Source organism: Klebsiella sp. CSG-1, assembly GCF_056521145.1.
In genome coordinates this window covers 1-25963 of the sequence record NZ_JBWNLD010000012.1, presented here as the reverse complement: position 1 = coordinate 25963, position 25963 = coordinate 1, and the positions used below count along the sequence as shown (strand labels likewise).

The window sequence follows — 25963 nt, the reverse complement described above, 5'->3', positions numbered from 1 at the left end:
AAGGTCACTTCCGCCCTTTTTTATTGACTTAGTATTCCCACGTATCCGGGTCGATACCCATCTCGCGCATAATCTGTTTCGCCGCTTCCGGGATCTCATCGCTGCGCTCTTTACGCAGGTCTTCATCGTTGGGTAACGGTTGACCGGTAAATGCATGCAGGAACGCTTCACACAGCAGTTCGCTATTGGTGGCGTGGCGCAGGTTGTTGACCTGACGACGCGTGCGTTCATCGGTGAGGATCTTCAACACCTTCAGAGGAATGGATACCGTAATTTTTTTTACTTGCTCACTCTTCTTACCGTGCTCAGCGTATGGGCTGATATATTCGCCGCTCCATTCAGCCATGAGATACCTTTAATCCTCTAGTCATTAGTTAAGGGCCAGAACCCAGGGTCCGGGCCATAATTGCGCGTAGTTTACCGTAGAGGGGGCGTTCTGACACCCGATAAGCCCCTGCAGAGATGCGCTAATGCATATAATTTTAACGGCTATTCTCTATTTGCTCAATCTATACGCAAAGAAGTTTAGATGTCCAGATGTATTGACGTCTATTGTGACAATGATTACTCTGGTGCCTGACTTTTCACCGATTCAGCCCAGGAACTGCCCAACATGACGCGTAAACAGGCCACCATCGCAGTGCGTAGCGGTTTAAATGACGACGAACAATACGGTTGCGTTGTCCCGCCGATTCACCTTTCCAGTACCTACAACTTCACCGGCTTTAATGAACCTCGTGCCCATGACTACTCCCGCCGCGGTAATCCTACCCGCGATGTGGTACAGCGCGCGCTGGCGGAGCTGGAAGGGGGAGCGGGCGCCGTTCTGACCAATACCGGCATGTCGGCGATTCTGCTGGTGACAACCGTATTCCTGAAGCCCGGCGATCTGTTGGTGGCGCCTCACGACTGCTACGGCGGCAGCTATCGTCTGTTTGATAGCCTGGCGAAGCGCGGCTGCTATCGGGTTCTGTTTGTCGATCAGAACGATGAACAGGCGCTGAGTGCGGCATTGTCTGAAAAACCGAAGCTGGTATTGGTCGAAAGCCCAAGTAATCCATTGCTGCGGGTGGTGGATATTGCGAAAATCTGCACGCTGGCTCGTGAAGCGGGGGCGGTGAGCGTGGTGGATAACACTTTCCTGAGTCCGGCGTTGCAAAATCCGCTGGCGCTGGGAGCCGATCTGGTGCTGCATTCGTGCACCAAATACCTGAACGGGCATTCTGACGTGGTGGCCGGGGTGGTGATTGCGAAAGATCCGGCGGTTGTCACCGAACTGGCATGGTGGGCGAATAATATCGGCGTGACCGGCGGCGCATTTGACAGCTACCTGCTGCTGCGCGGTTTACGTACGCTCTCTCCGCGTATGGAAGTCGCACAGCGCAATGCGCTGGCGATTGTCGACTATCTGAAAACCCAGCCGCTGGTGAAAAAACTGTATCATCCGTCTCTGCCGCAAAATCAGGGGCATGAGATTGCTGCCCGTCAGCAAAAAGGTTTTGGCGCGATGTTAAGCTTTGAGCTGAAGGGCGATGAGCAGACGCTGCGTCGTTTTCTGAGCGGATTATCGCTGTTTACGCTGGCCGAATCGCTGGGGGGCGTAGAAAGTCTGATTTCGCACGCTGCGACGATGACCCATGCAGGTATGGCACCTGAGGCGCGCGCGGCGGCGGGGATTTCAGAAACGCTTCTGCGTATTTCGACCGGTATTGAAGATGGTGAAGATTTAATTGCCGACCTGGAAAATGGCTTCCGGGCAGCAAACGAGGAATAAACATGAGTGTGAATGCGCAGGCAGGGGCGAAGGGTCGTCAGCTGCACAAATTTGGTGGGAGTAGTTTAGCGGATGCGAAATGTTACCTGCGCGTCGCGGGGATCATGACGGAATACTCGCAGGCCGGGGACATGATGGTTGTCTCCGCCGCGGGCAGCACCACCAATCAGCTGATTAGCTGGCTGAAGCTCAGCCAGACCGATCGCCTTTCTGCGCATCAGGTACAGCAGTCGCTGCGCCGTTACCATATGGAGCTGATCGCCAGCCTGCTGTCGGCAGAAGCGGCGGATACGCTGATCGCATCGTTTATTCACGACCTCGAGCGTCTCGCCGGCTTGCTGGATAGCGGCGTGACCGATGCGGTATATGCCGAAGTGGTCGGCCACGGCGAAGTGTGGTCTGCGCGTCTGATGGCAGCGGTGCTCAACCAGCTGGGACTGGAAGCGGCATGGCTTGACGCACGTAGCTTCCTGCGCGCCGAACGTGCTGCGCAGCCGCAGGTGGATGAAGGTCTGTCTTATCCGCTGCTGCAACAGCTGATGGCGCAACATCCCAACAAACGTCTGGTGGTGACCGGCTTCATCTCGCGCAACAGCGCCGGGGAAACCGTGCTGCTGGGGCGTAATGGTTCTGACTATTCCGCTACCCAAATTGGCGCCCTGGCCGGAGCTTCGCGCGTCACTATCTGGAGCGACGTGGCCGGGGTTTACAGCGCGGATCCGCGTAAAGTGAAGGATGCGTGCCTGCTGCCGCTGCTGCGCCTGGATGAAGCCAGCGAGCTGGCGCGTCTGGCGGCTCCGGTCCTGCACGCCCGCACCCTTCAACCGGTCTCCGGTAGCGATATCGATCTGCAGCTGCGCTGTAGCTACACGCCTGAGCAAGGCTCCACGCGCATTGAGCGCGTGCTGGCGTCTGGCACCGGCGCGCGTATTGTCACCAGCCATGATGATGTCTGCCTGATTGAGTTCCAGGTGCCCGCCGGTCAGGATTTCAAGCTGGCGCACAAGGAGCTGGATCTTATCTTTAAACGCGCCCAGCTGCGCCCGCTGGCGGTTGGCGTACATGCCGACCGTAAGCTGCTGCAGTTCTGCTATACCTCGGAAGTGGCCGACAGCGCGCTGCGCCTGCTCGATGAAGCCGGTCTGCCGGGCGAGCTGCGTCTGCGTCAGAAACTGGCGCTGGTGGCAATGGTCGGGGCTGGCGTCAGCCGTAACCCGCTGCACTGCCACCGTTTCTGGCAGCAGCTGAAAGGGCAGCCTGTCGAGTTTACCTGGCAGTCTGAAGAGGGGATTAGCCTGGTGGCGGTGCTGCGCGCAGGCCCGACGGAAAGCCTGATTCAGGGCCTGCATCAGTCTCTTTTCCGGGCAGAAAAACGTATTGGCCTGGTCCTGTTTGGTAAAGGCAATATCGGCTCGCGCTGGCTGGAGCTGTTTGCCCGTGAACAGAGCACGCTCTCAGCCCGCACCGGCTTTGAGTTTGTCCTCGCTGGCGTGGTGGACAGCCGCCGCAGCCTGCTTAACTACGACGGTCTGGATGCCAGCCGCGCGTTGGCCTTTTTCAACGATGAAGCCGTTGAGCAGGACGAAGAGTCGCTGTTCCTGTGGATGCGCGCTCATCCGTATGATGATTTAGTGGTGCTGGACGTGACCGCCAGCGAGCAGCTGGCCGATCAGTACCTCGATTTTGCCAGCCATGGTTTCCACGTCATCAGTGCGAATAAGCTGGCCGGTGCCAGCAGCAGCGACAAATATCGTCAGATTCACGATGCGTTCGAGAAAACGGGCCGGCACTGGCTGTACAACGCTACCGTCGGCGCGGGTCTGCCGGTGAACCATACCGTGCGCGACCTGATTGACAGCGGCGATACCATTCTGGCGCTGAGCGGTATTTTCTCCGGCACGCTCTCCTGGCTGTTCCTGCAGTTTGACGGCACCGTGCCGTTTACCGATCTGGTCGATCAGGCCTGGCAGCAGGGGCTGACGGAGCCGGACCCGCGCGTTGACCTGGCGGGGAAAGACGTGATGCGTAAGCTGGTTATCCTTGCGCGCGAAGCCGGTTATGACATCGAGCCCGATCAGGTGCGGGTGGAATCGCTGGTGCCTGCGCACTGTGAAGAGGGCTCTGTGGATCACTTCTTTGAGAATGGCGAAGAGCTGAACGAACAGATGCTGCAACGTCTGGAGGCCGCTCGTGAACTGGGGCTGGTTCTGCGCTACGTGGCGCGTTTCGATGCCAACGGAAAAGCGCGGGTTGGCGTTGAAGCCGTCCGCGAGGAGCATCCGCTGGCGGCGCTGCTGCCGTGCGATAACGTCTTTGCCATCGAGAGCCGCTGGTACCGCGATAATCCGCTGGTCATCCGCGGCCCGGGTGCCGGCCGCGACGTGACCGCTGGTGCCATTCAGTCGGATATTAACCGCCTGGCGCAGCTGCTCTAATCCTGCCTCCGTCCGAGACCAGACCGGCGTCTGGTCTCGGAGTATCAATGTGCCGCAAAGACCTCTTTGGCGGCGAACAGGCCATTTAAGGCCGCCGGGAATCCGGCATACACCGCCATCTGCATGATGACTTCGATAATCTCCTCCTGCGACAAACCGACGTGCAACCCGGCGGCAATATGCACTTTTAGCTGCGGTGCGGCATTGCCCAGCGCGGTTAAGGCGGCAATGGTGGCGATTTCACGGCTGCGTAAATCGAGCCCCGGGCGGGCGTAAATATCGCCAAACGGGAATTCAATCAGGTAGCGGGCAAAGTCCGGGGCGATGGCCTGTAGGCTTTTGACGACGGCATCGCCGCCTTTACCGTCAACGCGCTGCAACATGTCCAGGCCGGTGGTATAACGCTCTGATGTCATGATCTTTCCTCATAATGATGGTGGGTTGGGAAGAAGGTTAGAGGCGTTGATCGGACTTGAGTAATACCCTTTTCGTGATACCTTTCAGGTATGACAAGTTCACGCTTACAGACTCTTGATATTCGCCTGCTGCGCTATTTTGCCGTGGTGGCGGAAGAGAATAATATCAGCCGGGCGGCGCAGCGATTGTTCATCTCACAGCCGCCGCTGAGCCGCCATATCCGTCATCTGGAAACGCTGTTGGGCGTGACGCTCTTTGTCCGCCATACCAAAGGGCTGATTCTTACCGCAGAGGGTGAGCGGGTGCTGGAGCTTATTCGTCCGCTTCTGGCGCTGCAGGAGACGACGCTGAGTGCGCTAGGCCAGCTGTCCGATGACCGGCAGCAGCCCTTACGTCTGGGGCTGACGACCGCCTTCGAGCAGGGTATTTTTGCGTCTCTGGAATCGGCGTTGGGTCGCCAGGCCCGTGCGCTTTCCCTCCTTCGCCACTCGTCGCCTGTCCTTGCCCGGCAAGTGCGCAATGGCAAGCTGAACGCTGCGCTGGTTGCGCTGCCGCTGGACGCCGATGGGTTAACGCTTTCTCCTTTGCCCTATCATGAAGCGCTGATTGCGGCGCTACCCGCGTCATGGCCGGAATCCGCAATCCCCCGGCTGGTCTTAAAACACCTGAATCATCGGCCGCTGTTTTGGTTCAGGCGCGAACGTAATCCGGCCTTTTTTGACGCAACCCGGCGTATTTTTGACCGTATTGGCTACGTGCCGGCGTATGTGGAGGAGCCCGCTGAGCATGACGTCCTGTTGGCGCGCATCGCACGCGGAGAAGGGATGATTTTGCTGCCGGCGTCATTTGCCGCGATACAGCGTCAGGGGGTGGTATTTCATCCGCTGGAGGAGACTCGCTTGCGTTTGTCGCTGGGATTACTGACGCGACCGGAAGATGAAGCTTTGCGCGCGTGGTTGCTGCCGTTTATTGAGGAATCATTATCTTAGCGTTGAGCGACATGAGTTAATCTCATCTTCACTGAATATTCCTCACTCTTTACGCTGATTTTTCTATTGACGCCCGCTCTCTTTTCCGTCATTTTTACATCTGGACGTCTAAACGTATAGAAGTTCGCAACACAACAAACAATAAAATGCGATTGATGAGGTAAGGTATGAGCTTTTTTCACGCCAATCAGCGGGAAGCCCTGAATCAGAGCCTGGCAGAAGTGCAGGGCCAGATTAACGTGTCCTTTGAATTCTTTCCGCCGCGCACCAGTGAAATGGAGCAAACCTTGTGGAAGTCCATCGATCGCTTAAGCAGCCTGAAGCCAAAGTTTGTCTCGGTGACCTATGGCGCCAACTCCGGCGAGCGCGATCGTACCCATAGCATCATTAAGGGTATTAAAGAGCGTACCGGTCTGGAAGCGGCACCGCATCTGACCTGTATTGACGCCAGCCGCGATGAACTGCGCGCGATCGCCGAAGACTACTGGAACAACGGTATTCGCCACATCGTTGCCCTGCGCGGCGACCTGCCGCCGGGTAGCGGTAAGCCTGATATGTATGCGGCGGACCTGGTGACGCTGTTGAAAGAGGTCGGAGATTTTGATATTTCCGTTGCGGCCTATCCTGAAGTTCACCCGGAAGCCAAAAGCGCGCAGGCCGATCTGCTGAACCTGAAGCGGAAAGTCGAAGCCGGCGCGAACCGCGCGATTACCCAGTTTTTCTTTGACGTTGAAAGCTATCTACGCTTTCGCGATCGCTGCGTGTCTGCCGGGATCGATGTCGAAATTATCCCGGGCATCCTGCCGGTTTCTAACTTCAAACAGGCGAAAAAGTTTGCCGACATGACCAACGTGCGTATTCCAACGTGGATGTCAAAAATGTTCGAGGGTCTGGATAACGATGCGGAAACTCGCCAGCTGGTCGGTGCCAACATTGCGATGGACATGGTGAAAATTTTAAGCCGTGAAGGGGTGAAGGATTTCCACTTCTACACGCTGAACCGTGCCGAGATGAGCTACGCCATCTGTCACACCCTGGGCGTGCGTCCGGCGGTATAAAAAATGGCCCTCATCGAGGGCCATTATGCTTATTCCCATTCATGCAGAAAACGCTGCCCGTACTGATCGGCGACCAGCAGCGCGGCGTAGACTTCATCAGCGGTCGCGCCGCCGGGCATATTGTGGATAGTTTCTCCCTCTGCGCAGGCTGCTTCCGCGACGGTACGCATTTTGCCGGGAATATCTCCTTTAATATCCAGCTGTGCCAGGGTGACAGGCAGCCCGACGCTGTGACACAGCGCGGCGACGGTTTCAATCTCTTCCAGCGGGGCATTTTCCAGCACCAGCTGCGTCAGCGTCCCGAAGGCGACCTTTTCACCGTGATAGTAGTGATGCGCGTCCGGAATGGCGGTAAGGCCGTTATGGATCGCATGCGCTGCTGCCAGCCCGCCGCTTTCAAAACCCACCCCGCTCAGATAGGTGTTGGCTTCGATAACTTTTTCCAGCGCCGGCGTGACGACATGCTGCTCCGCCGCCAGCATCGCTTTTTCACCTTCTGCAATCAGCGTGTTGTAGCACAGCTCAGCCAGCGCCAGCGCCGCCTGAGTGCATTTGCCTCCGGCCATTGTCGTGGCGCCGCTGCGTGAACAGGCGCGGGCTTCAAACCAGGTAGCCAACGCATCGCCGATACCCGCTGCCAGCAAGCGCGGCGGAGCGCCTGCGACGATTTGCGTATCGACAATCACCATGTTCGGGTTGCGCGGCAGCATCAGATAGCTGTCAAACTCGCCTTCGTCGGTATAGATAACGGAGAGGGCGCTGCAGGGGGCGTCCGTTGAGGCAATGGTCGGGGCAATCACTACCGGAAGATTCATAAAGTGGGCTAATGCTTTCGCGGTATCCAGCGTTTTTCCGCCGCCGATTCCCAACACGGCATTGCAGCGGGCCGCGCCGGCGATTTCTCGTAAGCGATTGATTTCATTATGCGAGCATTCACCGCCAAACGGCACGATTTCAGCAGCCAGACCCGCATCGGCCAGGCTTTTTCGCAGCTTTTCTTCGGCAAAACCCAGCACAAACTTGTCGCCAACAATGAGCCAGCGTTCGGCCAGCGGTTTGAGATAGTTGCCAAGGCGGGTGATAGCATTCGCGCCCTGAATATATTTGCCTGGGGATTGAATAATGCGATCCATTTCTATTCCTCCTGGTTGATCGTGGCGCCGCCCTCTGGCGACGCGACAATCGGGTTACAGGTTCAGATTGCCAAAAGCGTTATTCCAGTCTTGCTCAAACTTCTCTATGGCTGACTCTACCGCGGGGGTGCCGAGCATTTGTTGCGCTACGTCTAAGGGAAGGGTGATAGCTTCACAGCCGGACAGCAGGCAATCCAGCGCCTGACGTGGAGTTTTAAAGCTGGCGGCCAGCACTTTGCTCCCCGGCGCGTGCTGCTCCAGCAGGGATTGCAGCTCCTGCACCATGCGAATACCGTCACCCCCCTGGGCATCGACGCGGTTGACGTAAGGGGCAACATATTTTGCGCCCGCCAGCGCTGCCAGCAGCCCCTGCGCGGCGCTATAGACCGCGGTACCCAGCGTCGGGATGCCTTCTTTCTTCAGTAATTTGATAGCGGCGAGGCCTTCAGCGGTGACCGGGATTTTAACCACGATGCCCGGAACGGCGTTGCTCAGCCGTTTGGCTTCCGCCACCATGCCTTCAGCATCGCGGCTCATCGTCTGGGCAAACAGCGTGCCATCAGGTCCGATGGCCTTTTGCAGACGCGGGAGAACATCCCAGATCGGCGTTTTGCCTGCGGCGATAATGCTCGGGTTGGTGGTCACTCCGGCCAGCGGATAGATTCGTGCCAGACGTTCAACTTCTGCTACGTTCGCGGTGTCCAGATAGAGTTCCATAGCCTTTCCTCAATTCTCAATTCAGTGATGTTGAGGTAAGGATACGGCTTCTCCTCGGCGGGTCGCCAGATGACAAATTTGCCAAAAACTGGATAAATGTACGCATTGCGGGTAAGGATGATTTAGATCACATTTCCCAGCTATATCTGGCGAGCCTGGGCAGGAGGATCGTAAAAACGCGATGGCTTACTTACAAAAATCTAGTTTCTGCTTAGCGCGGCTTCTCCGTCAGCTGGCTGTGATACTGGCGGCGATACTCGGAGGGGGAACGCTCGGTATTCTTGCGAAACAGACGGCAGAAATAGTTGCTGTCGACAAAACCGCAGGCGTGAGCGACATCTTTGATTTTCATGTCGTGGCCTTTTAACAGCATTCGGGCCTGCTCAAGTCGGATGTGATTCAGATACTCGTTAAACCCCATGGTCCCGCATTTCTGGAACAGATGGGAGAGATAGTTTGGCGAGAGATAAAATTCCTGTGCCACCGATTCGCGGGTTAACGGTTCGGCAAAGCGAGCGTCGATATATTTGCGGATCGCTTCAAAGAGCGCCTGACTTCGGGAGGCGGTTTGCACCTGGCTACCAAGCAGATCGGCGCAGTGGCTCAGCAGGCTGATAACGATGTATCTCGCGGTGTGCTGTTCCTGCGGTTGCATCTGCATCTCATTGAGCGCCTGGAGCAGGAAGGAGCCTGTCCGGGGGCCGCGGCGTGGTACCTGAAGCTTATCCTCAACATTCAACATACTGCCGTTCCAGCGCGTCAGGGCGAGCTCTAACTGCTGCTTGCCAAACACAATGCTCAGGACGGTACAGGGCGACTGCCAACGGGGAGAATGCCATCCGCCGGCGTGAATAAACAGCACGTCGTGCCGGGACAGCACGGGCGGATCGGCTTTGATGCCGGGATCGTGAAGCTGGCCATCAAGCATGATTTCGAGGCGTGGGAAATCCGCCCTCTGCACGTTACCGGATGCCGGGCGGCCGTCGGTGGCAAATCGGATCTGCCGGATCGTCGCCGGGCTTTTGATTAACGCGTCGATGTGTTGATTGAGATCGGTATCCATTCTTGCTCCGTAGAAGGCGCCACATTTTTATCATACCGGACAGCGCGAAAAGGGTAAAAGTCAGTGGGCAATGAGGGGAAATCATATTGCAGCTTATATGTGATATGTTATATCGTTACATAACGTTGCAAATGTTAACTCAGGAGAGAGTGATGACCAAAATGATTTCTGCCCTTGCGCTGGGTGTTGGCATGCTGTTAGCCAGCGCTCAGACCTCTGCCCACGGCCACCATAGCCATGGCCCCGCGTTAACGGAGGCGGAGGTTAAGGCCAGCGAAGGTATTTTTGCCGATGCGGACGTTAAGGATCGGGCGCTTAGCGACTGGGATGGGATCTGGCAGTCGGTGAATCCGTATCTGCTGAATGGGGATTTGGATCCGGTGCTGGAGCAAAAAGCCAAAAAAGCGGGCGGCAAGAGCGTGGCGGAATATCGGGAATATTATAAGAAAGGCTATGCCACCGATGTGGACCAGATTGGGATCGAAGATAACGTGATGGAGTTTCACGTTGGCAAAACCGTTAATACCTGTAAATACACCTATTCCGGCTATAAGATCCTGACCTATGCTTCCGGCAAGAAAGGCGTGCGCTATCTGTTCGAATGCCAGCAGGCGGAATCAAAAGCGCCGAAATTTGTTCAGTTCAGCGATCATATTATCGGACCGCGCAAATCACAGCATTTCCATATCTTTATGGGCAATGACTCGCAGGAGGCGTTACTGAAGGAGATGGACAACTGGCCGACCTATTATCCTTATGCTCTGCATAAAGAGCAGATTGTCGACGAAATGCTGCACCATTAATAAAAATCCCCGGTCGCGTGAGGCTGACCGGGGAAAGCGTAACCGGATCAGGCGCGATCCGGTTTTTTCCCGGTAACTATCGTCTTACCGGGAACGGCTGATAAATTAGCCCGTGTTGCGCATACCTGCGGCAACGCCCGCAATCGTGACCATCAGCGCTTGTTCAACGCGCGGATCCGGCTCTTTACCTTCTTCTTCCGCCAGACGTGAACGGTGCAGCAGTTCTGCCTGCAGGACGTTCAGCGGGTCGGTATAGATGTTACGCAGCTGGATAGACTCGGCGATCCACGGCAGGTCGGCCATCAGGTGGGAGTCGTTTGCAATATCGAGCACCACTTTGATCCCGTTGGATAGCAGCTCACGCAGCTCCGCGCCCAGTTCCCATAGCTCCGGTTTCACCAGACGCTGATCGTAGTATTCCGCCAGCCACAGGTCAGCCTTCGAGAACACCATTTCCAGCATGCCCAGACGGGTAGAGAAGAACGGCCAGTCGCGACACATGGTTTCCAGTTCGCTCTGCTTGCCATCTTCGACCACTTTTTGCAGCGCGGTACCTGCGCCCAGCCAGGCCGGCAACATCAGACGGTTCTGGGTCCAGGCGAAAATCCATGGAATGGCGCGCAGGGACTCGACGCCACCGGTAGCGCGACGTTTTGCCGGACGCGAACCGAGCGGCAGTTTACCCAGTTCCTGCTCCGGCGTCGCGGAGCGGAAATAAGGGACAAAGTCTTTATTTTCACGCACGTAGCCGCGGTACATTTCACAGGAAATGTCGGAGAGCTCGGCCATGATGTGACGCCATTCCGGTTTGGGTTCCGGCGGCGGCAGCAGGTTGGCCTCCAGCACGGCGCTGGTGTACAGCGACAGACTGCTGATGGTGACTTCCGGCAGACCGTACTTAAAGCGAATCATCTCGCCTTGTTCCGTGACGCGCAGGCCGCCTTTCAGGCTTCCCGGGGGCTGAGAAAGCAGCGCCGCGTGCGCCGGGGCGCCGCCGCGACCAATAGAGCCGCCGCGTCCGTGGAACAGCGTCAGTTCAATACCGGCTTTTTCGCAGGTCTTGATCAACGCGTCCTGTGCCTGATACTGCGCCCAGGAGGCGGCCATCACGCCGGCGTCTTTCGCTGAGTCGGAATAGCCAATCATGACCATCTGTTTGCCCTGAATAAAGCCGCGGTACCAGTCGATGTTCAGCAACTGGGTCATGACGTCATTGGCGTTGTTCAGATCGTCCAGGGTTTCAAACAGCGGCGCAACCGGCAGGGCGAAGCCAATACCGGACTCTTTCAGCAGCAGGTGAACTGCCAGCACGTCGGATGGCGTTTTCGCCATGGAGATCACGTAAGCGGCGATGGATCCGTGCGGCGCTTCGGCGATCACCCGGCAGGTGTCGAGCACTTCGCGGGTTTCATTGCTCGGCTCCCACTGACGTGGCAGTAGCGGGCGTTTGGAGTTCAGTTCGCGGATCAGGAAAGCCTGTTTGTCGGCTTCTGACCAGCTTTCGTAATCGCCGATACCGAGATAACGGGTCATCTCTCCCAGTGCTTCGGTATGGCGGGTGCTTTCCTGACGAATATCGATACGCACGAGCGGTACGCCGAACGATTTCACGCGGCGCAGGGTATCGAGCAGTTCGCCGTTGGCAATAATGCCCATGCCGCAGGACTGCAGCGACTTATAGCAGGCATAAAGTGGTTCCCACAGCTGTTCGTTCTGGGTAATCAGGCCGGCAGGTTTCGGCAGCTTCTGTCCTTTCAGGCGAGCTTCCAGCCAGGCCTGCGTTTCCATCAGCTGGGTACGCAGTTTTTTCATCAGATAACGGTACGGTTCCTGCGCGCCTTCCGCGCCGGCCAGCTCCCGCAGTTCGTCGGTACATTCGACCATCGACAGTTCGGAAATCAACAGCTGAATATCTTTCAGGAACAGGTCGGTGGCTTTCCAGCGGCTCAGCAGCAGCACCTGACGGGTGATATCGGCGGTCACATTCGGGTTACCGTCGCGGTCACCGCCCATCCAGGAGGTAAAGCGCACCGGTACAAAGTCAACCGGCAGCTGATAGTTGAGGTTCTCTTCCAGCTGTTCGTTCAGCTCACGCAGGTAGTTTGGTACCCCTTCCCACAGGCTGTTTTCAACTACGGCAAACCCCCATTTCGCTTCATCAACTGGGGTCGGGCGGTACTTACGGATTTCATCCGTATGCCATGACTGGGCGATCAGCTGGCGCAGACGGCGCATCAGCTGATGGTGTTCGTAATCCGCGATATCTTTATTATCAAGCTGCTTCAGGCAGTTGTTCACTTCCACCATTTTGTGGATCAGCGTACGGCGGGTGATCTCGGTGGGGTGAGCGGTTAATACCAGCTCCAGAGACAGGGACTCCACCGCTTTTTTAATGGTATCTTCGTTGAGATGGGGTTGGTCTTTGAGTTTTCTCAGGGTGCGGGCAATCACTTCCGGATTGCTGGCCGCTTCGCCGTTTGGCGAAATACTGTGGTACTGCTCCGCCGTATTCGCCAGGTTCAGGAACTGGCTGAAGGCGCGAGCGACCGGCAGCAGCTCGTCGTTGGACAAGTTTTGCAGCGTGGTGAGCAATTCCTGGCGATTGGCTTCATTGCCGGCGCGAGAAGACTTGGACAATTTACGGATAGTTTCGACACGATCAAGAATGTTCTCTCCCAGTGCATCCTTGATGGTATCGCCTAGCACCTTACCGAGCATACTGACATTACTACGCAAAGCGGAATATTGTTCGTTCATGTTACCCCAGACACCCCATCTCATTTTATTTTGTTATACCCGGCACTCTGCAACGTTGAGCGGCGGATAAGCAGCCGTCTTTTATAAAGCCACGTAAAAACCCCCACGTCAATTGTTGCGAAATCGCTTCAGCAAACGAATAAATGGCGGCAATTTGCGAAATTTAACTCAGACGTCGCTTGATAAGCGTTGCTTATGGAAATGTGACCAGAATCACCGTCCCGCCCCAGGAAAAGAGGCGGGATCCGCAGGCTTTAGTGCCAGCAGAAATGGTGGACAACCTGCGTAATCAGCTCACGGGTCGGCTTGATAAAGCGGGTTTCCAGATATTCATCCGGCTGGTGGGCCTGGTTAATGGAGCCAGGACCTAAAACCAGCGTCGGGCAGAGCGTCTGGATAAACGGCGCTTCGGTGCAGTAGTTCACGACTTCAGTTTGTGCGCCGAGGAGCTTTTCAACAACCTGAACCAGCCGGTGGTCCGGCGGGCATTCGTAGCCCGGAATCGGCGGATGCAGCTCGGAGACGGTCAGGCGACCCGGCCAGCGCTCGCTAACCGGTGCCAGCGCTTCATCCAGCAGTCCGTTGAGATCGTTGAGCGTCATGCCCGGAAGCGGGCGAATATCCATATGCAGCTCGCAGCAGGCGCAGATGCGGTTTGAGGCGTCGCCGCCATGGATAGCCCCGAGGTTGAGCGTCGGATACGGTACGGTGAAAGCATCGTAGTGATAGCGCTCTTTCAGCGAGTCGCGCAGCTGCATGATGCGACCAATGGCATCGTGCATCAGCTCAATAGCGTTGACGCCGCGCGCCGGATCGCTGGAGTGGCCGGACTGCCCCTGGATACGGATGGCGTTGGACATATGGCCTTTGTGCGCGCGTACCGGCTGCAGTGAGGTGGGTTCACCGATGATGGCGCAATCCGGGCGCAACAGGGTCGTTTCGGCAAAGTAACGGGCGCCGGCCATGCTGGTCTCTTCATCGGCGGTAGCCAGGATGTAGAGCGGTTTTTTCAGCTGACTGACATCGACATCGCGCAGGGCATCAAGAATAAAGGCAAAAAAGCCTTTCATGTCGGCGGTGCCGAGGCCGTACAGCTTGTTTTCGTGCTCGGTGAGGGTGAAAGGATCGCGGGTCCAGCGGCCGTCATCAAAAGGAACGGTATCCGTATGTCCGGCGAGGAGCAGGCCGCCAGCGCCGTGGCCGGTGCTGGCCAGCATATTGAATTTGTTGCGCGTATCCGGCACCGGCTGCACTTCGACATTGAAGCCAATTTCGCGGAACCAGCCAGCGAGTAAATTGATTAAAGTCTCATTACTTTGATCCAGCGCCTCTTCGGTTGCGCTGATAGAAGGTGTGGCGATCAATGCGCGGTAAATCTCGATAAAGGGTGGTAAGTTGTTTTTCATTGTTGACACACCTCGGGTCATGATAGTATCAATATTCATGCAGTATTAGTGAATAAAAATACATTATCGTTGAGCGTAAGAAAACCCATAAAGTGTAGGGAAAGTGCTTACGGCTTAACAGGGTGAGGAAGAGAAATGCTTCCTGGACAAATATGACGTAAGAAGGTGAAGAGCCCCGATGTTGAAGACGCTGATTGTGGGTGCCAGCGGTTATGCCGGCGCAGAGCTAGTGACCTATGTAAATCGCCATCCTCATATGACCATAACCGCTTTGACGGTCTCCGCGCAAAGTAATGATGCAGGGAAATTCATTTCCGATTTGCATCCGCAGCTGAAAGGCATTGTGGATTTACCGCTGCAGCCGATGTCAGATATCAGCGAATTTAGCGCCGGGGTGGATGTCGTCTTCCTCGCTACCGCCCATGAAGTGAGCCACGACCTGGCGCCGCAGTTCCTTGCCGCAGGCTGCGTGGTATTCGACTTATCCGGCGCCTTCCGCGTAAACGACGCTGCGTTCTACGAAAAATATTACGGCTTTACTCATCAGCATCCGGCCCTGCTTGAGCAGGCGGTGTATGGCCTGGCAGAGTGGAGCGTCGACAAACTGAAAGAGGCGAATCTGGTCGCCGTACCGGGCTGCTATCCGACAGCGGCTCAGCTGTCGCTGAAGCCACTGATCGATGCGGACCTGCTGGATCTTAGCCAGTGGCCGGTGATCAACGCGACCAGCGGCGTCAGCGGTGCGGGTCGTAAAGCGGCCATCGGCAATAGCTTCTGTGAAGTCAGCCTGCAGCCGTATGGTGTGTTCAACCATCGCCATCACCCGGAAATCTCGACCCATCTTGGCGCAGAGGTGATTTTTACGCCTCATCTCGGCAACTTTAAACGTGGGATTCTGGAAACCATTACCTGCCGCCTGAAGCCAGGCGTCAGCAAAGAGCAGGTTGCCGGAGTGTTCCAGCAGGCGTATGCCGATAAGCCATTGGTACGTTTATACGATAAAGGCGTGCCCGCATTGAAAAACGTCGTAGGTCTGCCATTCTGTGATATCGGTTTTGCGGTTCAGGACCAGCATATTATCGTGGTGGCGGCGGAAGATAACCTGCTGAAAGGCGCGGCGGCGCAGGCAGTCCAGTGCGCGAATATTCGTTTCGGCTTCGCTGAAACGCAGTCTCTTATTTAAGGTGTGATGATGAACCCATTAATTATCAAACTCGGCGGCGTTTTACTCGACAGCGAAGAAGCGCTGGAGCGTCTGTTTACCGCGCTGGTCAATTATCGTGAAACGCATCATCGCCCGCTGGTTATTGTGCACGGCGGCGGCTGTGTGGTGGATGAGCTGATGAAGCAACTCAACCTGCCGGTGAACAAGAAAAACGGTCTGCGGGTGACGCCTGCGGATCAGATCGACATTATTACCGGTGCGCTGGCGGGAACTGCGAATAAGACGCTGCTGGCATGGGCGAAGAAACACCATATTGCGTCCGTTGGCCTGTTCCTTGGCGATGGTGACAGTGTGAAGGTCACTCAGCTTGATGAAGAGCTGGGCCACGTTGGCCTGGCGCAGCCGGGATCGCCGGCGCTGATTAACACGCTGCTGGCGGGCGGCTACCTGCCGGTGGTCAGTTCGATCGGCGTGACCGATGAAGGGCAACTGATGAACGTGAACGCTGACCAGGCGGCCACTGCGCTGGCGGCGACCCTTGGCGCGGATCTGATTCTGCTTTCCGATGTCAGCGGTATTCTCGATGGTAAAGGCCAGCGCATCGCGGAAATGACCGCGGCGAAGGCGGAGCAGCTGATCGAACAAGGCATTATCACTGATGGCATGATCGTCAAGGTGAATGCCGCGCTGGATGCGGCGCGGACGCTGGGCCGTCCGGTGGATATCGCCTCCTGGCGCCACGCGGAACAGCTGCCGGCATTGTTTAATGGCACGCCTATCGGCACGCGTATTCTGGCTTAATATTTCATGCCCGGCGGCGTATTGCTTGCCGGGCCTACAAGACTGTAGGTCGGGTTAGCGAAGCGTCACCCGGCAGAACTAAACGAATTTAAGGAAATGGTTATGGCACTTTGGGGCGGGCGTTTTACTCAGGCAGCAGATCAGCGGTTCAAGCAGTTCAACGACTCTTTGCGCTTTGACTATCGTCTGGCGGAGCAGGATATCGTTGGCTCTGTCGCCTGGTCTAAAGCGCTGGTGACGGTGGGCGTTCTGAGTGCCGCTGAGCAGCAGCAGCTGGAAGAGGCATTAAGCGTGCTGCTGGAAGAGGTGCGGGTAAATCCGCAGCAAATTCTTGCAAGCGATGCGGAAGATATCCACAGTTGGGTGGAAGGTAAACTGATCGACAAAGTGGGCCAGCTGGGTAAAAAATTGCATACCGGTCGTAGCCGTAACGATCAGGTCGCAACCGACCTGAAGCTGTGGTGTAAAGATACCGTCGCGGAGCTGCTTTCTGCGAACCGCCAGCTGCAAAGCGCGCTGGTGGATACGGCGCAGAACAACCAGGATGCCGTTATGCCGGGTTATACCCACCTGCAGCGTGCGCAGCCGGTGACGTTCGCCCACTGGTGCCTGGCCTACGTTGAGATGCTGGCGCGCGATGAAAGCCGCCTGCAGGATACCCTCAAGCGTCTGGACGTCAGTCCTCTGGGCTGCGGTGCGCTGGCGGGTACCGCCTATGATATCGATCGCGAGCAGCTGGCCGACTGGCTGGGCTTTGCGTCGGCGACCCGCAATAGCCTGGACAGCGTTTCTGACCGTGACCACGTACTGGAGCTGCTCTCCGATGCGTCGATTGGCATGGTTCACCTGTCACGTTTCGCCGAAGATCTGATTTTCTTTAATACGGGCGAAGCCGGTTTTATTGAGTTATCCGATCGCGTCACCTCCGGTTCCTCGCTGATGCCGCAGAAAAAGAACCCGGATGCGCTCGAACTTATCCGCGGAAAATGTGGCCGCGTTCAGGGCGCCCTGACCGGGATGATGATGACTCTGAAAGGTCTGCCGCTGGCCTACAATAAAGATATGCAGGAAGATAAAGAAGGGCTGTTCGACGCGCTCGATACCTGGCTTGATTGCCTGCATATGGCGGCGCTGGTGCTGGATGGCATTCAGGTCAAGCGTCCGCGTTGCGAAGAGGCGGCGCAGCAGGGCTACGCGAATGCGACCGAACTGGCGGATTATCTGGTTGCGAAAGGGGTGCCGTTCCGTGAAGCGCACCATATTGTCGGGGAAGCGGTTGTTGAAGCGATTGCCCAGGGCAAACCGCTGGAAGATCTGGCGCTGGCCGACCTGCAGAAGTTTAGCGGCGTGATTGCCGACGATGTCTATCCGATTCTGTCGCTGCAATCTTGTCTGGATAAGCGCTCGGCAAAAGGCGGCGTTTCGCCGAAGCAGGTTGCCCAGGCGATTGCTGACGCGAAACAGCGTCTGGTGTAAATCCTCGCCGCCCCTGGATGATTCCAGCGGGATGAGTGAGAAAAGAGGCTCGGGCTATGTCCGGGCTTTTTTATGCAAAAAAAAAGCGGACACAAGGTCCGCAAAAGTTCACGTTGGCTTTAGTTATCTGGTCAGGGAATATGCTGAGGCAATGTCGTGATTTTCTGACTTTCGCCTCGTTTCTGGGTTTATTATTGAACAGAAAACTTGATAGGGATAATCGTTCGTTGCTATGCTATCTATCGCCATGAACTATCATGGCGACGGAGGATGAATAATGAATATTCGCGATCTTGAATACCTGGTTGCGCTAGCCGAGCACCGCCACTTCCGGCGCGCGGCGGACTCCTGCCACGTCAGCCAACCCACGCTTAGCGGACAAATCCGTAAGCTGGAGGATGAACTTGGGGTCATGTTGCTGGAGCGCACCAGCCGTAAGGTGCTGTTTACCCAGGCCGGACTGTTGCTGGTGGATCAGGCGCGTACCGTGTTACGCGAAGTCAAAGTGCTCAAGGAAATGGCAAGTCAACAGGGTGAGACCATGTCCGGGCCGCTGCATATTGGCCTGATTCCGACCATTGGCCCTTACCTGTTGCCACAAATCATACCGATGCTACACCAGACGTTTCCAAAGCTGGAAATGTACCTGCATGAAGCCCAAACGCATCAGCTGCTGGCTCAACTGGACAGCGGCAAGCTTGACTGCGCGATCCTCGCGCTGGTGAAAGAGAGCGAGGCCTTTATCGAGGTACCGCTGTTTGACGAGCCGATGATGCTGGCAATCTACCAAGATCATCCGTGGGCAAATCGCGATCGCGTGCCGATGTCCGATTTGGCCGGGGAAAAACTGCTGATGCTGGAAGATGGCCACTGCCTGCGCGATCAGGCGATGGGGTTCTGTTTTGAGGCCGGTGCGGATGAAGATACGCATTTCCGCGCGACCAGCCTCGAAACGCTGCGCAACATGGTGGCCGCAGGTAGCGGTATCACGCTGCTGCCGGCGTTAGCGGTGCCGCAGGAGAGAAAACGCGATGGCGTGGTCTATATTCCGTGCATTAAGCCGGAACCGAGACGAACCATCGGGTTAGTTTACCGCCCCGGCTCCCCGCTGCGCAGCCGCTACGAACATCTGGCGGAGGCCATCCGCAGCACCATGGATGGCCATTTCGACAAAGCGTTAAAACAGGCGGTTTAAGCCATTTAACGCAGCAACCCGATAGGCTTCCGCCATGGTTGGGTAGTTAAAGGTGGTGTTGACGAAGTACTCAATGGTGTTGCCACCACCTTTTTGCTCCATAATCGCCTGGCCGATATGAATAATCTCGGCCGCGCGCTCGCCAAAGCAATGAATCCCAAGGATCTCTTTCGTTTCCCGATGGAACAGGATCTTCAGCGTGCCCACGCTCATGCCGACGATTTGCGCCCGTGCCAGATGTTTAAACTGCGCGCGACCCACTTCGTACGGTACCTTCATGGCAGTCAGCTGCTGCTCCGTTTTACCGACGGAGCTGATTTCCGGGATGGTGTAGATGCCGGTGGGGATATCCTCAATCAGATGGGCAGAAGCCTCACCTTTAATCAGCGCCTGCGCGGCGATGCGACCCTGATCGTAAGCGGCTGATGCCAGACTTGGATAACCGATGACGTCGCCTACGGCATAGATATGCGGCAGCGCGGTCTGATACATGCTGTTGACCTTGAGCTGGCCGCGGCTATCGGTTTTCAGACCAATATTTTCCAGCGCCAGCGAATCGGTGTTACCGGTACGCCCGTTGGCGTACAGCAGGCAATCTGCTTTCAGTTTTTTACCCGATTTCAAATGCATGATCACGCCGTCATCAACGCCTTCAATCTTCTCGTACTCTTCGTTGTGGCGAATAACCACACCGCTGTTCCAGAAGTGATAGGAGAGGGAGTCGGACATCTCTTGATCGAGGAATGCCAGCAGACGATCGCGGGTATTTATCAGGTCCACTTTGACTTCCATACCGCGGAAAATGGACGCGTACTCACAGCCAATCACCCCGGCGCCGTAGATAATGACGTGGCGGGGCTCGTGCTGCAGACTGAGAATAGAATCGCTGTCGTACAGGCGCGGGTGGGAAAAGTCGACATCAGCCGGATGATACGGACGGGAGCCGCAGGCGATGACGAATTTCTCGGCGGTGATCGTCTCGACGGTACCGTCGTGACATTCCAGGGCGAGCGTGTGTTCATCAACAAAGTGCGCGTTGCCCTGCAATATTTCGCAGTGGTTGCGCTCATAGAACCCCTGACGCATATGGGTCTGCTGGTTAATGACGCTGTCGGCATGGTTAAGAATGTCGGCGAAGGAAGAACGAAGAAGACGGGAATGGTCGCTGTAGAGGGGGTTTTGGTTAAACTCGATAATACGACTGACGGCATGGCGGAGGGCTTTCGACGGGATGGTACCCCAGTGGGTACAGCCGCCGCCGACGTTATGATAGCGCTCAATAACGGCGACGCGCGCTCCTTGCTTAACCAGTCCCATCGCAGCACCTTCACCGCCAGGACCGGAACCAATCACTATTGCATCATAATCCCAAGAGTGTGACATGGCATTACTCACCTGTTTTATACATAAAATAAACACGATGATAACATTCGCCGGGCTTTAACCCAATTATCGTTGTGCTTTTTTGCGGCATAAAAGCAGATTCGGCTCGTAAACAATCATTCACAAACCTGGCTAAACCGATTAGTTTTAATCTCTGGTATAGTGCCAACAGGTCTATTGGAAGGATTCAGACATCGTGATGGGCGTAAGAGCACTACAAAAAGAGAAAACCCGACGTTCGCTGGTCGAAGCCGCATTCAGCCAGCTGAGTGCTGAGCGGAGTTTCGCCAGCTTGAGTTTGCGCGAAGTAGCGCGCGAGGCGGGGATTGCACCAACGTCCTTTTATCGCCATTTTCGCGATGTTGACGAACTCGGTCTGACGATGGTCGACGAGAGCGGGCTCATGCTACGCCAGCTGATGCGCCAGGCGCGGCAGCGTATCGCCAAAGGCGGCAGCGTGATTCGCACCTCGGTTTCCACGTTCATGGAATTTATAGGTAATAACCCAAACGCTTTCCGTCTGTTGTTACGGGAACGTTCTGGCACATCCGCGGCGTTTCGTGCCGCCGTGGCGCGTGAAATTCAACATTTCATCGCGGAACTTGCCGATTATTTAGAAATCGAAAACCATATGCCGCGCGCCTTTACCGAAGCGCAGGCTGAAGCTATGGTCACTATCGTTTTCAGCGCCGGCGCTGAGGCGCTGGACGTCAGTCCTGAACAGCGCCGGCAGCTGGAAGAGCGACTGGTACTGCAGCTCAGAATGATCTCGAAAGGCGCGTATTACTGGTATCGCCGCGAACAAGAAAAAATGTCACATCATTCCGAATAACGTGAAGGACGAGCAATGAAACACTCAGTTCAAGATAAAGGTACGCTGCTACTGGCGCTGATCGCTGGTTTATCCATTAATGGAACCTTCGCCGCGCTGTTCAGCTCGATTGTTCCCTTTTCCATCTTCCCGGTGCTGTCTCTGCTGCTGACAGTTTACTGTCTGCATCAGCGCTACCAGAACCGCAGTATGCCCGTGGGCTTGCCTGGCCTGGCGGCGGCCTGCTTTATTCTCGGCGTTCTGCTGTATAGCACCGTGGTACGTGCGGAATATCCGGATATCGGCTCCAATTTCTTCCCGGCCGTGCTGTCGGTGATTACCGTGTTCTGGATCGGCTACCGGATTCGTAACCGTAAGGATACGGCGGCAGAGTAAGCCTCGTTACCCGGCAAACATTGCGTTGCCGGGTGTTTGGTGCTTACTTTTTCGTGAGCAGTACGCCACATTCCATATGATGGGTGTACGGGAACTGATCGAACAGCGCCAGACGCGTGACGTCATGAGTCTGGCTTAAGGTTTCCAGATTCTGGCACAGGGTCTCCGGATTACAGGAGATGTACAGAATACGCGGGTACGCCTGCACCATCTTCTCCGTTTCATTATCCAGCCCGCTGCGCGGCGGATCGACAAAAATCGTCTCACACTGATAGCTTTTCAGGTCAATACCCTGCAGGCGATTAAACTCTCGTACACCGTTCATGGCCTGCGTAAACTCTTCCGCCGCCATACGGATAATCTGCACGTTATCAATATGGTTAGCCGCAATGTTGTACTGCGCTGCCGCGACCGACGGTTTGGCGATTTCCGTTGCCAGTACGCGATCGAAGTTGCGCGCCAGGGCCAGCGAGAAGTTACCATTGCCGCAGTACAGCTCCAGTAAATCTCCCGTCGCCTCTTTGGTGGCGTCCAGCGCCCACTCCAGCATCTGGATATTCATGGCGGCATTCGGCTGAGTGAAGCTGTTTTCTACCTGGCGATAGATCATTTCGCGGCCGGCAACCGGCAGACGCTCATCGATGTAATCTTGATCGAGCTCGATTTTGGTTTTGGTGGCCCGGCCAATCAGATGCACGTTGAGGTTTTTCGCGCGCAGCGCATCGCGCAGAATCTCGGCCTGCTGACGCCACTCATCGTCGAGTTTTTTGTGGTACAGCAGCGATACCACGGCCTGGTTGCTCATGGTCGTCAGATAATCGACCTGGAATAGTTTGTGGCGCAGAACCGGGTTATCGCGCACGCCGTCAAGAATCTCGACCATCAGTTGATTGATGAGCTCACTTGCCGCCGGGAAGCTATCGACGCGAATCCGGGATTTCGTCTGCTGATCGAACATGATGTGGTACAGGTCGTCACCGTCATGCCACAGGCGGAATTCAGCACGCATACGATAATGACTCACCGGCGAACGAAACACCTCCGGAACCGGCGCGGCAAAAGGCACCATCATTTTTTGCAGACGGACGACTTTTTCTGCCAGCTGCGCTTCATATTGTTCGGTCGGAAGGTGTTCTGGGGTCATGATGCATCCTGAATAAAATAAGTACGCGGGGATTGTAGGGAAAGCGCAGGGGATGTCCAGCCCGGATAAGGGATCAAATATAATTATAGAAGTCTGGACATCTATATGTTTCTAATTATAGCATTGTGTAACCGGTCCTGTGAGTTAAAAGGGAACCCAGTGTAAATCTGGGGCTGACGCGCAGCGGTAAGGAAGGTGGGATGAACGCATTATGCAGACACTGCCGATATCAGGTGGGAAGTCCTCATCCATAACACGCCCCAAGCCCGAAGACCTGCCGGAATACGTCGCATTTGGTTTCTATCATCGCGTGCTACTGATGAAACCAGCGGCATCCTTTATATGTTACGGATGCTTTTACAATGATTAAAAAAGCTTCGCTGATGACGGCTCTCTCCGTCACGGCATTTTCTGGCTGGGCGCAAGACAGCAATTCAGATACGTTAGTGGTGACAGCAAATCGTTTTCAACAGCCGGTCAATACGGTTCTTGCACCGACCGATGTGGTCACCCGTGAAGATATCGATCGCTGGCAGGCGAAGGATTTGAATGACGTTATGCGTCGACTGCCGGGGGTGGATATTGCCCAGAACGGGGGAATGGGACAGAGCTCTTCTTTATTTGTCCGCGGTACCGAGGCCAAACAGGTTCTGGTGCTGATCGATGGCGTTCCCATGCCGCGCCCCGGTATTACAAACAATCCTGACCTCAATCAAATACCGCTTTCTCTGGTACAACGCGTGGAATACATCCGCGGCCCGCGTTCGGCTATTTATGGTTCCGGCGCGATGGGCGGCGTAATTAACGTCATCACCCACTCTGATAAAGAAGAATCTAAGATTACCGCAGGCGTCGGTTCTGAAGGCTATCAGCAATACGACGGCACGCTTCGCCATCGCTTCGGTGATACGGTGGCGACGGTCGCCGGTTCCTATGAGGGCAATAAGGGCTTTAACGTTCAGCCTGACTCGAGCTGGTCTCACGATCAGGATCGCGATGGTTTCCGCAGCAAAGCGTTCTGGGGCGGTCTTGAACATAAATTTAACGATAACCTGAACGGTTTCTTCCGTGGGCGTAGCTATACCAATAATAGCGATTACGATCTGGGCAGCCCGCCATACAGCCCTGCCTACAGTGCAGATGAAGAGCAGCTCTATAACCAGAGCTGGGACGCGGGCCTGACATTCAGCTCCGGGATCTACTCTTCACAACTGATTGCCAGCTATCAGAAGGTCAAAGACTACAACTACAGCAGCATATACGGCCGTTACAATGATGGTACGACGCTCGATCGGATGACTCAGCGTAACCTGCAGTGGGGAAATAACGTTATTGTTGGCCACGGTTCGGTGAGCGCCGGCGTCGACTGGCAACAGCAGCGCCTGACCTCGTCGGATACGGTCATATCGGATACCTACAAGCGTGATAACACCGGCCTGTATCTGACCGGTCAGCAGCAGTTTGGCGATGTTACGCTGGAAGCGTCCGGTCGCGAAGACCATGACGAGCAGTTTGGCTGGCACGGGACCTGGCAGACCACCGCCGGTTGGGAATTCGTGGAAAACTATCGCGTGACCCTCGGCTATGGTACCGGCTTCCTCGCGCCTTCGCTGGGACAGCAGTTTGGTTCGACCCGTTTTGGCATCAGTTCAAACCCGAACCTGAAGCCTGAAGAGTCCCAACAATGGGAAGCCGGCCTTGACGGTCTCACCGGGCCACTGGACTGGCGCCTGTCTGCGTATCATTACAAGATCACCAATCTGATTACCTATTACTCGGATCCTGTCACCTATGAAGGTGAGTATGACAATATCAATGCCGCAACCATTAAAGGCGTTGAGTGGACCGGTAATATCGACACCGGCATTTTCAGCCACCGCGTCACGTTGCAGTACGTCGACCCGCGTAATGATGACAATGGTGAAGTCCTGGCCAGACGTTCTAAGCGACAGGCGAAGTACCAGCTGGACTGGACAATGTTCAACGTCGATATGGATGTATCGTGGCAGTATTACGGTAAGCGCTACGATAACAACACGTCTCAGTACAATAATACGCAGCGCATTTTGCCAAGCTACAGCACTGTTGATGTTTCTGCCGCGTATCCGATCACCGATCACCTGACAGTTCGTGGTAAAATAGCTAACCTGTTCGATAAAGATTACGAGACAGCTTATGGCTACCAAACTGCAGGACGAGAATACTACTTGTCTGGCAGCTACACCTTCTGATCCACGTCCCACCGTGCTGGTGTTTGACTCCGGCGTCGGTGGGTTGTCGGTTTATCATGAGATTCGGCAGCTTCTGCCGAATCTGCATTATATCTACGCTTTCGATAACGTCGCTTTTCCTTACGGGGAGAAGAGTGAAGAATTTATCGTTGAACGCGTGCTCGAAATTGTCACTGCCGTTCAACAACGTTATCCGCTGGCGCTGGCCGTCATTGCCTGCAACACCGCCAGCACAGTCTCTCTTCCCGCCCTTCGTGAAAAATTCGCTTTTCCTGTCGTGGGAGTCGTCCCGGCGATTAAACCCGCGGCGCGTTTAACGGCGAACGGTATTGTTGGTCTGCTGGCGACGCGTGGAACGGTCAAGCGTCCTTACACCCGCGAGCTGATAAGCCGTTTCGCAAATGAATGTAAGATAGAGATGCTGGGTTCCGCTGAACTCGTTGAGCTGGCGGAAGCGAAGCTGCACGGCGAACCGGTCCCGCTGGAGGAGTTGCGGCGTATTCTGCGCCCGTGGCTGCGAATGGCGGAGCCGCCTGATACGGTTGTGCTGGGCTGCACACATTTCCCTCTCTTACAGGAAGAGCTGCAGCAGGTGCTGCCGGAAGGGACGCGGATGATCGATTCAGGTGCTGCGATTGCGCGTCGTACCGTCTGGCTGCTGGAACATGAAGCGCCAGATGCGAAATCCAGTGATCCGAATATGGCTTATTGCATGGCGCTGACGGCCGAAACTGAACAACTTTTGCCCGTTTTACAGCGTTATGGCTTTGAGACGCTGGAAAAACTGCCACTTTAATCGCGTTTTGCAC

22 protein-coding genes and 1 riboswitch are annotated in these 25963 nt (G+C 55.7%); of the genes, 13 read left to right on the top strand and 9 right to left on the bottom strand.

Going from position 1 to position 25963, the window contains the following annotated elements; translation table 11 throughout:
• Positions 1 to 28: 28 nt before the first annotated feature.
• Positions 29 to 346 carry a met regulon transcriptional regulator MetJ gene (gene metJ / locus AC007G_RS23470; protein WP_004869405.1) on the bottom strand — a complete coding sequence of 106 codons (318 nt, stop codon included), beginning with the start codon at positions 344 to 346 and terminating at the stop codon, positions 29 to 31.
• Positions 347 to 613: 267 nt separating this feature from the next.
• Between metJ and metB the strand changes: the two genes are divergently transcribed.
• Both metB and AC007G_RS23460 read left to right on the top strand, forming a co-directional pair.
• Positions 614 to 1774 carry a cystathionine gamma-synthase gene (gene metB, locus AC007G_RS23465; RefSeq protein WP_032690084.1) on the top strand — a complete coding sequence of 387 codons (1161 nt, stop codon included), beginning with the start codon at positions 614 to 616 and terminating at the stop codon, positions 1772 to 1774.
• Between the two features lie 2 nt (positions 1775 to 1776).
• Entirely contained in the window at positions 1777 to 4209 is a 2433-nt protein-coding gene (locus AC007G_RS23460; RefSeq protein ID WP_004869409.1) for a bifunctional aspartate kinase/homoserine dehydrogenase II, read from the top strand.
• Positions 4210 to 4253: 44 nt separating this feature from the next.
• Here the strand turns inward: AC007G_RS23460 and AC007G_RS23455 are convergent, their stop codons facing one another.
• On the bottom strand, positions 4254 to 4625 hold the full coding sequence (locus AC007G_RS23455) for a carboxymuconolactone decarboxylase family protein (protein WP_004869411.1): 372 nt from the start codon (positions 4623 to 4625) through the stop codon (positions 4254 to 4256).
• 90 nt (positions 4626 to 4715) lie between these two features.
• Here AC007G_RS23455 and AC007G_RS23450 point away from each other — a divergent pair, with 90 nt between their 5' ends.
• Positions 4716 to 5615 carry a LysR family transcriptional regulator gene (locus tag AC007G_RS23450; protein WP_064793518.1) on the top strand — a complete coding sequence of 300 codons (900 nt, stop codon included), beginning with the start codon at positions 4716 to 4718 and terminating at the stop codon, positions 5613 to 5615.
• Between the two features lie 167 nt (positions 5616 to 5782).
• Positions 5783 to 6673, top strand: a complete 891-nt coding sequence (gene metF / locus AC007G_RS23445) for a methylenetetrahydrofolate reductase (RefSeq protein WP_032690080.1) — start codon at positions 5783 to 5785, stop codon at positions 6671 to 6673.
• Positions 6674 to 6702: 29 nt separating this feature from the next.
• Here the strand turns inward: metF and gldA are convergent, their stop codons facing one another.
• From gldA to AC007G_RS23430, 3 genes are all read right to left on the bottom strand, one after another.
• Complete coding sequence (gene gldA / locus AC007G_RS23440; protein ID WP_032696639.1) at positions 6703 to 7806, bottom strand: bifunctional L-1,2-propanediol dehydrogenase/glycerol dehydrogenase; 1104 nt, start codon at positions 7804 to 7806, stop codon at positions 6703 to 6705.
• Between the two features lie 54 nt (positions 7807 to 7860).
• Complete coding sequence (gene fsa / locus AC007G_RS23435) at positions 7861 to 8523, bottom strand: fructose-6-phosphate aldolase (RefSeq protein ID WP_032696638.1); 663 nt, start codon at positions 8521 to 8523, stop codon at positions 7861 to 7863.
• Positions 8524 to 8734: 211 nt separating this feature from the next.
• Positions 8735 to 9586 (bottom strand): helix-turn-helix domain-containing protein, encoded by an 852-nt coding sequence (locus AC007G_RS23430; RefSeq protein ID WP_032696636.1) that lies wholly within the window; start codon positions 9584 to 9586, stop codon positions 8735 to 8737.
• A 152-nt stretch (positions 9587 to 9738) separates the two neighbouring features.
• On the opposite strand from AC007G_RS23430, the gene zinT reads away from it, so the two are divergent.
• A complete protein-coding gene (gene zinT / locus AC007G_RS23425; protein WP_142630941.1) occupies positions 9739 to 10389 on the top strand; it encodes a metal-binding protein ZinT in 651 nt (216 codons plus the stop codon).
• A 105-nt stretch (positions 10390 to 10494) separates the two neighbouring features.
• Here the strand turns inward: zinT and ppc are convergent, their stop codons facing one another.
• Both ppc and argE read right to left on the bottom strand, forming a co-directional pair.
• Positions 10495 to 13146: a phosphoenolpyruvate carboxylase gene (gene ppc / locus AC007G_RS23420; protein WP_032690075.1), complete on the bottom strand. Its 2652-nt coding sequence runs from the start codon at positions 13144 to 13146 to the stop codon at positions 10495 to 10497.
• 254 nt (positions 13147 to 13400) lie between these two features.
• Complete coding sequence (argE, locus tag AC007G_RS23415) at positions 13401 to 14552, bottom strand: acetylornithine deacetylase (RefSeq protein WP_032690073.1); 1152 nt, start codon at positions 14550 to 14552, stop codon at positions 13401 to 13403.
• 178 nt (positions 14553 to 14730) lie between these two features.
• Here argE and argC point away from each other — a divergent pair, with 178 nt between their 5' ends.
• The 4 genes from argC to oxyR all read left to right on the top strand — a co-directional run bounded on the left by argC (position 14731) and on the right by oxyR (position 19189).
• Positions 14731 to 15735 carry an N-acetyl-gamma-glutamyl-phosphate reductase gene (gene argC, locus AC007G_RS23410; protein ID WP_032690072.1) on the top strand — a complete coding sequence of 335 codons (1005 nt, stop codon included), beginning with the start codon at positions 14731 to 14733 and terminating at the stop codon, positions 15733 to 15735.
• 6 nt (positions 15736 to 15741) lie between these two features.
• The gene (gene argB / locus AC007G_RS23405; protein WP_094898572.1) at positions 15742 to 16518 is read left to right on the top strand and encodes an acetylglutamate kinase; all 777 of its coding nucleotides are present in this window, start codon (positions 15742 to 15744) and stop codon (positions 16516 to 16518) included.
• Between the two features lie 102 nt (positions 16519 to 16620).
• Entirely contained in the window at positions 16621 to 17994 is a 1374-nt protein-coding gene (gene argH / locus AC007G_RS23400) for an argininosuccinate lyase (RefSeq protein WP_142630940.1), read from the top strand.
• Positions 17995 to 18271: 277 nt separating this feature from the next.
• The gene (gene oxyR / locus AC007G_RS23395; RefSeq protein ID WP_032690069.1) at positions 18272 to 19189 is read left to right on the top strand and encodes a DNA-binding transcriptional regulator OxyR; all 918 of its coding nucleotides are present in this window, start codon (positions 18272 to 18274) and stop codon (positions 19187 to 19189) included.
• Here oxyR and sthA read toward each other — a convergent pair.
• Complete coding sequence (gene sthA, locus AC007G_RS23390; RefSeq protein ID WP_004869456.1) at positions 19172 to 20572, bottom strand: Si-specific NAD(P)(+) transhydrogenase; 1401 nt, start codon at positions 20570 to 20572, stop codon at positions 19172 to 19174. The genes oxyR and sthA overlap by 18 nt on opposite strands.
• A 196-nt stretch (positions 20573 to 20768) precedes the next feature.
• On the opposite strand from sthA, the gene fabR reads away from it, so the two are divergent.
• Together fabR and AC007G_RS23380 are read left to right on the top strand one after the other, a co-directional pair.
• Positions 20769 to 21404 (top strand): HTH-type transcriptional repressor FabR, encoded by a 636-nt coding sequence (gene fabR, locus AC007G_RS23385; protein ID WP_032690068.1) that lies wholly within the window; start codon positions 20769 to 20771, stop codon positions 21402 to 21404.
• Between the two features lie 15 nt (positions 21405 to 21419).
• Entirely contained in the window at positions 21420 to 21779 is a 360-nt protein-coding gene (locus AC007G_RS23380) for a YijD family membrane protein (RefSeq protein WP_032690067.1), read from the top strand.
• A 43-nt stretch (positions 21780 to 21822) separates the two neighbouring features.
• On the opposite strand, the gene trmA is transcribed toward AC007G_RS23380, so the two are convergent.
• Positions 21823 to 22923, bottom strand: coding sequence for a tRNA (uridine(54)-C5)-methyltransferase TrmA (gene trmA, locus AC007G_RS23375; protein ID WP_032698440.1), 1101 nt, complete (start codon positions 22921 to 22923; stop codon positions 21823 to 21825).
• A 115-nt stretch (positions 22924 to 23038) separates the two neighbouring features.
• Positions 23039 to 23218, top strand: a riboswitch (cobalamin riboswitch).
• A 67-nt stretch (positions 23219 to 23285) separates the two neighbouring features.
• Between trmA and btuB the strand changes: the two genes are divergently transcribed.
• Positions 23286 to 25154, top strand: a complete 1869-nt coding sequence (gene btuB / locus AC007G_RS23370; RefSeq protein ID WP_032690065.1) for a TonB-dependent vitamin B12 receptor BtuB — start codon at positions 23286 to 23288, stop codon at positions 25152 to 25154.
• A complete protein-coding gene (murI, locus tag AC007G_RS23365; RefSeq protein WP_032690064.1) occupies positions 25099 to 25950 on the top strand; it encodes a glutamate racemase in 852 nt (283 codons plus the stop codon). The genes btuB and murI overlap by 56 nt, the downstream gene beginning before the upstream one ends.
• Positions 25951 to 25963 lie beyond the last annotated feature (13 nt).